The organism is Acaryochloris sp. IP29b_bin.137 (assembly GCF_028285745.1).
Lineage (GTDB): Bacteria > Cyanobacteriota > Cyanobacteriia > Thermosynechococcales > Thermosynechococcaceae > Acaryochloris.
Genome location: NZ_JANQOP010000206.1, coordinates 1 through 8,427 on the forward strand (window position 1 = coordinate 1; position 8,427 = coordinate 8,427).

8 protein-coding genes and 1 tRNA gene are annotated in these 8,427 nt (G+C 47.7%); 6 read left to right on the top strand and 3 right to left on the bottom strand.

Features of this window, described 5'->3' with window-relative positions:
• Nucleotides 1–37 precede the first annotated feature (37 nt).
• The 4 genes from Q0991_RS14680 (at nt 38) to Q0991_RS14695 (ending at nt 4,214) form a co-directional block, all read left to right on the top strand.
• The gene (locus Q0991_RS14680) at nt 38–841 is read left to right on the top strand and encodes a photosystem II manganese-stabilizing polypeptide (protein WP_299489517.1); all 804 of its coding nucleotides are present in this window, start codon (nt 38–40) and stop codon (nt 839–841) included.
• Nucleotides 842–1,225: 384 nt separating this feature from the next.
• A complete protein-coding gene (locus Q0991_RS14685; protein WP_299489518.1) occupies nt 1,226–2,020 on the top strand; it encodes an RNA polymerase sigma factor SigF in 795 nt (264 codons plus the stop codon).
• A gap of 86 nt (nt 2,021–2,106) precedes the next feature.
• On the top strand, nt 2,107–3,108 hold the full coding sequence (fmt, locus tag Q0991_RS14690; RefSeq protein ID WP_366524965.1) for a methionyl-tRNA formyltransferase: 1,002 nt from the start codon (nt 2,107–2,109) through the stop codon (nt 3,106–3,108).
• A 206-nt stretch (nt 3,109–3,314) separates the two neighbouring features.
• Complete coding sequence (locus Q0991_RS14695; RefSeq protein WP_299489520.1) at nt 3,315–4,214, top strand: PHB depolymerase family esterase; 900 nt, start codon at nt 3,315–3,317, stop codon at nt 4,212–4,214.
• A 94-nt stretch (nt 4,215–4,308) separates the two neighbouring features.
• Here the strand turns inward: Q0991_RS14695 and Q0991_RS14700 are convergent, their stop codons facing one another.
• From Q0991_RS14700 to Q0991_RS14710, 3 genes are all read right to left on the bottom strand, one after another.
• Nucleotides 4,309–5,013, bottom strand: coding sequence for a lipase (locus tag Q0991_RS14700; protein WP_299489521.1), 705 nt, complete (start codon nt 5,011–5,013; stop codon nt 4,309–4,311).
• The gene (locus Q0991_RS14705; RefSeq protein WP_299489522.1) at nt 5,014–5,295 is read right to left on the bottom strand and encodes a PepSY domain-containing protein; all 282 of its coding nucleotides are present in this window, start codon (nt 5,293–5,295) and stop codon (nt 5,014–5,016) included.
• 114 nt (nt 5,296–5,409) lie between these two features.
• Nucleotides 5,410–6,270, bottom strand: coding sequence for an alpha/beta hydrolase (locus Q0991_RS14710; protein ID WP_299489523.1), 861 nt, complete (start codon nt 6,268–6,270; stop codon nt 5,410–5,412).
• 253 nt (nt 6,271–6,523) lie between these two features.
• On the opposite strand from Q0991_RS14710, the gene Q0991_RS14715 reads away from it, so the two are divergent.
• Nucleotides 6,524–6,597 (top strand) — tRNA-Arg (locus Q0991_RS14715).
• 250 nt (nt 6,598–6,847) lie between these two features.
• Complete coding sequence (locus Q0991_RS14720; RefSeq protein WP_299489524.1) at nt 6,848–8,332, top strand: glycosyl hydrolase family 57; 1,485 nt, start codon at nt 6,848–6,850, stop codon at nt 8,330–8,332.
• The last annotated feature ends 95 nt before the right edge of the window (nt 8,333–8,427 follow it).

Sequence of the window (8,427 nt, forward strand, 5' to 3'; positions counted from 1 at the left end):
AAGAATTAACATAACTTTTGATACTAGAGGGTGATCAATGAGATTTCGCACTTTAATCGTTACTTTTTTAGCGGTCTGTCTGGGGGTATTCTCAGTCAACGCCAAGGCTTTGGCTGTTGTTCCCAGCTCCATGACCTATGACCAGGTAAAAGGCACTGGTCTGGCTGATAGCTGCCCAACCCTTCCTACAGGCACCGGTGACACCATATCAGTTGGAGGGTCTGCCTACATCACAGATTTGTGTTTGCAACCCACTTCGTTCTTTGTCAAGGAAGAGCCTAAGAATCCTCGCCAAGAGGCAGAATTTGTTCCTGCGAGCGTGATGACTCGCAAGACCACCACCCTTGAGCAAATCGAGGGGCCTTTATCCGCCGATGGTGGCAAGTTGACTTTCAAAGAGAAAGATGGCATGGACTTCCAAGCCATTACCGTCCAAATTTCTGGCCGTGAGCGGGTTCCAATGCTGTTCACCGTTAAAGAACTGCTTGCCTCTGCTTCTGGCAGCTCCATTGCCGATGGAACCACCTTCTCTGGAGAGTATGACGTTCCTTCGTATCGCACCTCTGGTTTCTTAGACCCCAAAGGTCGGGGTGTTTCGACGGGTTACGATGCTGCTGTTGCTTTGCCCGCCTCCGCCGATGCTGATAAGCTCAACCGGGCCAATGCCAAGCGCTTCGATCTCACCAAAGGTAATATCTCCATGAGTGTTGCTTCTGTCGATAGCGAGACGGGCGAATTTGGTGGCACCTTTGAAAGCGAGCAATTCTCTGATAGCGATTTAGGTGCTATTGATCCTTTAGAAGTAAAAGTTCGGGGTATTTTCTACGGTCGCATTAACTAGAACGCCTTAATTAGTCTCAACCTGGGTTTATCTCCCTCTGGGACAAAGATATATTTCGGATTAGCAGATGGGCTATTACTATGCCTATCTGCTTTTTTTATCGCTTGGAGGTTTTCCCTGCTCCCCTCCTGAAATAGATTGAGCTAATAGTCTGAAACAGTTGTTTGGGAATGCTTTCAGGATTTATCACTCTAGCCAAGACAAAGAGAAATAATGAATCAATAAGTAATGTTAAGTAGTGATCTGAAAAGTTCCGTGGATTTGCTGATGTCCGTTTATCCCTTCACTTCTTAAGTTAATGAAAGGTTCTAACCGAATTTTTTAAGCTCCAATATCGGCTCAGAACAACCTAATCAAGCTATTTCACACCCCTTCTTTTCTGATATGACTGCAACTCTTTCTCGGGAACTCAAAAGTGAAAGCTTAGAGTTATTACGACAATATCAACAGTCCTCCTGTACTGAGTTGCGAAATCGTTTGGTTCAAATGAATTTGGGGTTGGTGAGGAAAGAAGCCCATCGCTGGGTCGGGCATTCAACTGAAAGTTTTGATGATTTAATGCAGATTGGTTCGCTGGGTTTAATTCGAGCGATCGAACGATTCGATCCCGTCAAAGGCCATGCATTTAGCTCTTTTGCCGTCCCTTATATCCGTGGGGAAATTCAACATTATCTCCGCGATAAAAGCCCTCAAGTTCGGATTCCTCGGAAGTGGCACGAATTGCAACGCCAAGCCATTAACGTGACTCGGGAAATGCGAGATGAGTTACAGCGACAACCCACCGATAAGGAACTTGCGGCTGCCCTTGATATCTGTCAAAAGGAATGGCAAGAAGTGAAGCTGGCCTCCTGTAATCGATCTATTTTGAGCTTAGATGCCCCGGTTCATAATTCTGAGCAAGAATCGATGTCCTTAGGGGAACTGCTACCGGATCGCCGCTATCATAGTTTCCAATTAGCTCAGGAAGACCAAATTCGTCTCCGCCAGGCGCTATCGAAATTAGAAAAAAGAACCTCCGAGGTTTTAGAGTTTGTCTTCTTTCACGACTTGACCCAAAAAGAAACAGCGGAGCTTCTAGGCATTAGTGCGGTGACGGTTTCTCGTCAGGTCAAGAAAGGGTTGGTGGCCTTACGGCAAATGCTCAAAGGAACAGATGAAACAACTGAAAAGACTGTCTAGGGAGTGTCCCAACGGTTAGGCTCTATCCTTAGGCAATGGAGTCAAGGTATTATGCCTAGGTTGTAAGCGCCGGTATCGGCAACGTGATTAAGCTGATTTATTGGGGAACCCCACAGTTTGCAGTACCGAGTTTAGAGCGGCTATTACAAGAACCTAATTTTGAGGTTGTTGGCGTGGTTACTCAGCCTGATAAACGCCGAGGCAGGGGTGGAAAAGTCTCTCCTTCCCCGGTGAAGGAAGTTGCAGTAGCGGCAGGATTACCGATCTGGCAGTCTCAGAATATTAAGGCGGATCAGACTGTGCTAGCAGAGTTGCGATCGCACGCTGTGGACGCCTTTGTGGTTGTGGCTTATGGACAAATCCTTTCCCCCGAGATCCTGGCGATGCCCCGCTTAGGCTGTATTAATAGTCATGGATCCCTGTTGCCGAAATATCGGGGGGCCGCTCCTATTCAATGGGGACTGTACTATGGCGAACCCAGGGCTGGTATCACAACGATGCTGATGGATGAGGGCATGGATACGGGAGATATGCTGCTCAGGCAAAGTATTGAGGTGGGCCTATTGGAAAACGCAATGGATGTGGCTATTCGCCTGGCGGATTTATCCGGTGAGACGCTGGTCAAGACCCTAGGTCAACTTGAGCAGGATAGACTTTCACCCGTTCCCCAGAATGTTGAAGAGGCGACCTATGCGCCGCTGATCACTAAATCAGATTTTCAGTTGGACTGGTCGAAATCTGCGATCGCACTGCACAATCAAATTCGAGGATTTGCCCCCAATTGTGTGACGCAATTTCGCGGCACTAGCCTAAAAGTGATGGCGTCTGCTCCCCTTGGGCAGGACTATGTCGCAGCCTTACCCGATGAGTTAGCCACCCTTGCCCAGGGCATTAACCTTAGCCTTAATCTTACGTCTGGAAGCATTGTCCATCTGGCCCCTCAGCAAGGCCCTATTATCCAGACAGGAGATGGCCTGTTATTGTTGCGGTCAGTGCAATTGGCCGGTAAGCGTCGCCAATCCGGTGGGGATTTTGTCAATGGCGTTCGACTGTCTGTGGGGGAAGTCTTAGGCGAAAAGGTGACTTGAATAGGGTGAACCCCTTCTTGCGGATGATGCATTGCTCAGGCTACATCGCGAAACCCATGATGCTAGAGATCTAATGTCAAGGATTAGACTGATTTTGACGAATGGATAAAATCATGGGCGCTAGCAAGATAACCAGCTTAATTGGACTCCGCTTGACTGGGATATTGACAATAATCTTTCTGTGTCTGGGATGTGAACCGAATACGGTGACTGCTGACACTTCACCCAACCATTCCGCCAGATATTTCACTGAAAAAATCAAACATGAAGGGATTCAACGCACTTATCACATTTATCTACCGCCTGGGTTGAACCCAAACAAGTCATTGCCGTTGGTACTCGTTCTTCATGGGGGAGGGGGAACAGGACGCAAATTTGACCAATCTCTTTCTCAAGGGCAGCTTAAGACCATTGCCCATCAGCGAGGGGTTATTTTGGTGTTTCCAGATGGCGTTAATCGACAATGGAGTGATGGGCGAACTGAGCATCTGAAGCAAAAAAAATCCTACGATGATGTTGGATTTATATCCAAGGTCATTGACAGGATGATAGAAGGCTATGGCGTTGACTCCCAACGGGTTTACGCTACGGGTATCTCAAACGGCGGTTTTATGTCAGTGCGCTTGGCCATGGATCTATCTGACAAGATAGCTGCGATCGCACCCGTCACAGCGCAACTTCCCCTCGCTCTCAAGCATAAGAATCCCAAGCAGCCCATTTCAGTCATGATTATCAATGGCACCGAGGATCCGATTGTGCCTTTTAAGGGAGGGCATGTTCGCCTCTTCCGGTTTGGTCGCAGTCGTGGCGAGATACTCTCAACCGCCGACACCCTTGAGCATTTTCGACTTCACAATAATTGTTCTTCAACACCACAGAAGACACGACTCCCGGACAGGGATCCTACCGATGAGACAAGGATCGAGATTGAGCAATATGCAGGCTGTAACGATACAACAGAGGTAACCCTCGTAAAAGTCATTGGAGGTGGTCATACCTGGCCTGGAGGAGCGCAATACCTTAAATCAAGAATCATTGGCCGGGTATCAAATGATATCAACGCCAGCGAGATGATCATTGACTTTTTTCTCAAACATTCGCGTTAACGGCAATGATGGGGATTCAACGCTTCCTAAACCTTTCAAAAACAAGGTTGTTGTTTTCCTTACTCTTCAGTAAGTTCGAAACGTTTCTGTCGCATCATGCCAAAAAGTGACTCCAACTTTGGATCACGTTCGGTGAACCATACCACTGGTAGGGAGTATGCTTAGGGGCCGCTTGAGTGGGATGAGGAGAATGCCAAACATCATCCAACGTCAGATTAGTCGCCCCCAACAAATGGGCAGACAGAATCGGTGTCACCCCATCCCCCCAACATTTTCCTTCGCCACAGGTGACTTTATAGCTGCTGTAGGTAAACCATTGGCCTAGCCGCCAACTCCGCTGCCCAAATAGGGCTTTACCTGCAACGCAAACATACTTCACTTGGGAGTGAAAAGCACCTGGGTAGTTATCGTTCACGAAATTGAGGTTACGCTGGGTCCAAGCTTCTTTACTGGAATGTGGGGTGCCCAGGCTAATCAGCGTGTGGACTTTGGTTTGAGCTTTCCATACCTGGCCGCAGTAAGGTTCTGCTCCCATAAAAATGCGGGAGATCCAACCGCCTGCTGAGTGGCCCACGAGGTTGACTTGGGGGGCTTGAGTGCTATCAAGCAACTGTTGAACCGTGCGATCAAGCTGTTGCAGAATGGGGGTGACTGGACGTCCACCCAAAGTGACCAACCAGTCTTGGCGCTGTAGAGGAACGATGGTTGTTTCCGTTCCCAATGCATTGAGTTGTTGTTGGAGGTCTAGATAGTCTTTCGCAGGGGCAAGATATCCTGGCAGGATAACAGTCGGTAACATTTATGAGCGTTTTCTACGAGGTGTTTGCAGCCACATGGTTAAGCCTGTTACAGCAAGCATAAGCAAGGCAAAGGTATTCACAAAAGGATAAATGACCTCTAATTTAAGGGGACCAAAGTTGCCTTTGTGGATATCCAACAACCAGAAAAAATCACTGTTTGCCTGGGTCAGATTGGCAACTTGATAAAGGGAACCTGAGAGAGAAGTAAGGATGAGTGGCAGCACCCATATAGGCGCAATTCGATAATGTAATCGTCGTATTTGGGCCTTATTGATAGCCATATTGGCAAGTAAAGTTATGTCTACTTGCTTATTGTGACACTGACTGGTTCAGATGGGATTGATGTTTTAAACTGGCGCTTTTGGGAATGGGCATTGAGGCCACGTAGCACTCCATTAACTCTGATGTAGCTGTTTTTCTAGCCAATGTGCGACATCTGCTTGAACATCCTGATAATTTAAATCTTGATGAAGATCATGATAGGCACCAGGATATTCAATAAATTGCTTATCTTTGGAAGTGATTTTCTGAAAGTACTTTCGACTTGGTTCAGGTGGAACAGTCCTATCCGCAGTCCCATGAAGCATCAGTACGGGCACCCTAAGCTCCGATATGTGAGTTTGCAACCAATCTACGGTAGAGAAGAATTCCGTGGACATTCGGGCCCTGCCGTAAGTATGCCGTAATGGATCGTGACTATGAGTTTTCACAATATCGGGATTCCGGGATCCTGCGGACAAATCTATCCCCGTATTGAGTGTAAAGCCTGGCCAAATAGAGGATAGGAGACGACCGATCAAAAACTTGGCTGGAGAAAGCCCAACTTTACCGATGGGTAGAGCACTCAAAATAACCCCTTGAATGGCTTGGGGATAACGAATCGTATAGTCCAAGGCAATGGTTGCTCCCAGACTGTGACCGTATAAAAAACAGGGATTGTCTGGGGATTCGTCATCAATGACCTTCAATAAAGCCGTGAGATCTTCACGAAATTCTGACCAGCGATTAATATATCCTCGTTTCCCTTCAGACCGTCCATGCCCGCGCAAATCGAAACCATAAACGGCATACCCCCTCTCAACGAGATCAGTGACCACAAACTCAAAGGTATTGGAGTGGCTACCAAGACCGTGAATGATAATGACATTTGCATTTGGTTGTTCGCAGGGCAGCCAAACTTGGTAGAAAAGGGTTAAGTTTCCAGTGCCAATAAACGTCCCTTCCCGATGTTTCATCGTTTGATGCAGCTTCGTCACTATCTAACCCTTAGTCCGTTAAATCAAATTTCCAAATAACTCAGTGGCAGGAAAATATTCTTAGGCTACAGAAATTTTTCACCTGTGACTTAAATGTTAACAATCTCGCTGATGAGGCGTCTGAGGAGGAATTCTCCTCCGCGTCCCATTGCTGGGCCACTGAGAAGATGGGGCTAGGGATGGAGCGACCTTGTGATTCAGGTTTGGCCTTATCTATGATGAGAGCCGGATCTGTTAGGATATCTCCTAGTTTGGGGCTGTGGCTCAGTTGGATAGAGCAAGCGCCTCCTAAGCGCTAGGTCGGCGGTTCGAGTCCGCCCAGTCCCGTTATCGGCTTCAACTATTTGATGGAGTTTAAGTCATTTGTTCATCTCCTCAAACCTCTATCGCTAATCGGTATTAGCGATCTAGTCTTTGGCAGGATAAGTAGTCGATTGCCTGGCTTTCTCAGAATCCTGACAATAGTTTATAGAATTTAGCTGAGCTTAAGCCTATTTCTTGAAAGAGTGATCTATCATCTGACAGGAAAATCTTCTGATTTATCCTCAATCCTCCCTATTGCAAGGATTAAGCCTTTATGATTGCAACTGCACCATCGCCAAATACTCATCAAGACGATCTTCATTCTCTGTTGCCCCATCTCGCAGGTCGGGAATCAGAGCTAGCTGCTCTGGTCAACCATTCCGATCCGGTATACCTCCCTACTACCGATCTGCACTTAGAGAGCATTAATTCAAGCTTTGCTTGTGCCCTCCATATGCATCAGCCCACTATTCCAGCGGGCGTACAGGGCGCGTTAATCAGCAATCTGCAGCATATGTTTGAGAACCCTGGCGATGGCGATAACCATAACGCTGAAGTGTTTGCTTGGTGTTATAGCCGTATGGGAGATTTTATCCCTGAATTGGTAAGTGCTGGCTGCTCTCCGCGAATTATGTTGGATTACTCCGGCAACCTCCTATGGGGACTCCAGCAAATGGGACGGGACGATATTTTAGACAACCTAAAGAAGCTGACTTGCAATCCCCAATACCAACCCTATGTGGAGTGGTTGGGCACCATGTGGAGTCATGCGGTTGCCCCTTCTACCCCGATCCCAGATTTAAAACTGCAAATTCAAGCCTGGCAGCAGTATTTTGCCAGTTTATTTGGCGATGAAGCCCTTAAGCGAGTCAAAGGGTTTTCTCCCCCAGAAATGCATCTGCCCAACCATCCCGATACCCTCTTTGAATACATTAAGGCTCTCAAGGAGTGTGGCTATCGTTGGTTAATGGTGCAGGAACATTCCGTGGAGCGCCTCGATGGTTCAGGGCTATGGCATGACGACAAATACATTCCCAATCGGCTGGTGGCTCGTAACTCCAAGGGCGAAACCATTAGTATTACCGCATTGATTAAAACCCAAGGCTCTGATACTAAACTTGTTGCTCAAATGCAGCCCTATCACGAAGCGAAAGGTCGGGGTCGTCAGGAGATCGGGGGCGTCTCAGTTCCCTCCTGCGTAACCCAAATTGCCGATGGCGAGAATGGGGGTGTGATGATGAATGAGTTTGCTCGTGATTACCAACCGGTGTGGCATGAGCTTAAAGATCAAGGATCTGGGGTTGCAGGTATCAACGGTACAGAGTACCTAGAGCTATTGGATGCGGCGGGCGTTAACCCCGCAGATTACCCCACCTGTCAGGCCGTGGGCCAACATAAAATCTGGAACAAGATTGGCACTGAGTCCGTTACCTCAGAAAAAGTTGAACAAGCGCTTCAAGAGTTGCAAGCCACCGACCATCAATTCCACATGGATGGGGCCTCTTGGACCGATGACTTGAGCTGGGTGAAGGGGTATGAAAATGTCCTCGAGCCGATGAATCAGTTAAGTGCCTTGTTTCACCAGAAATATGATCCATTGGTTCAAGCTGATCCAACCACTACCCAACGGACTGACTACCAAGAAGCTTTACTCTACGTTCTCCTAGTTGAGACGAGTTGCTTCCGGTATTGGGGCCAAGGCACTTGGACAGACTATGCTCGTGAGCTATTTCGTCGGGGAGAAAGTTTACTGAAATAAGTCAAACACCTCCGGTAAAACCGGAGGCTTGGAAGAGCCCCTTAAAGGGGATTTAAGTCGCTGGTCATAAACTCTCACTTTTTGCTCTTGACGGC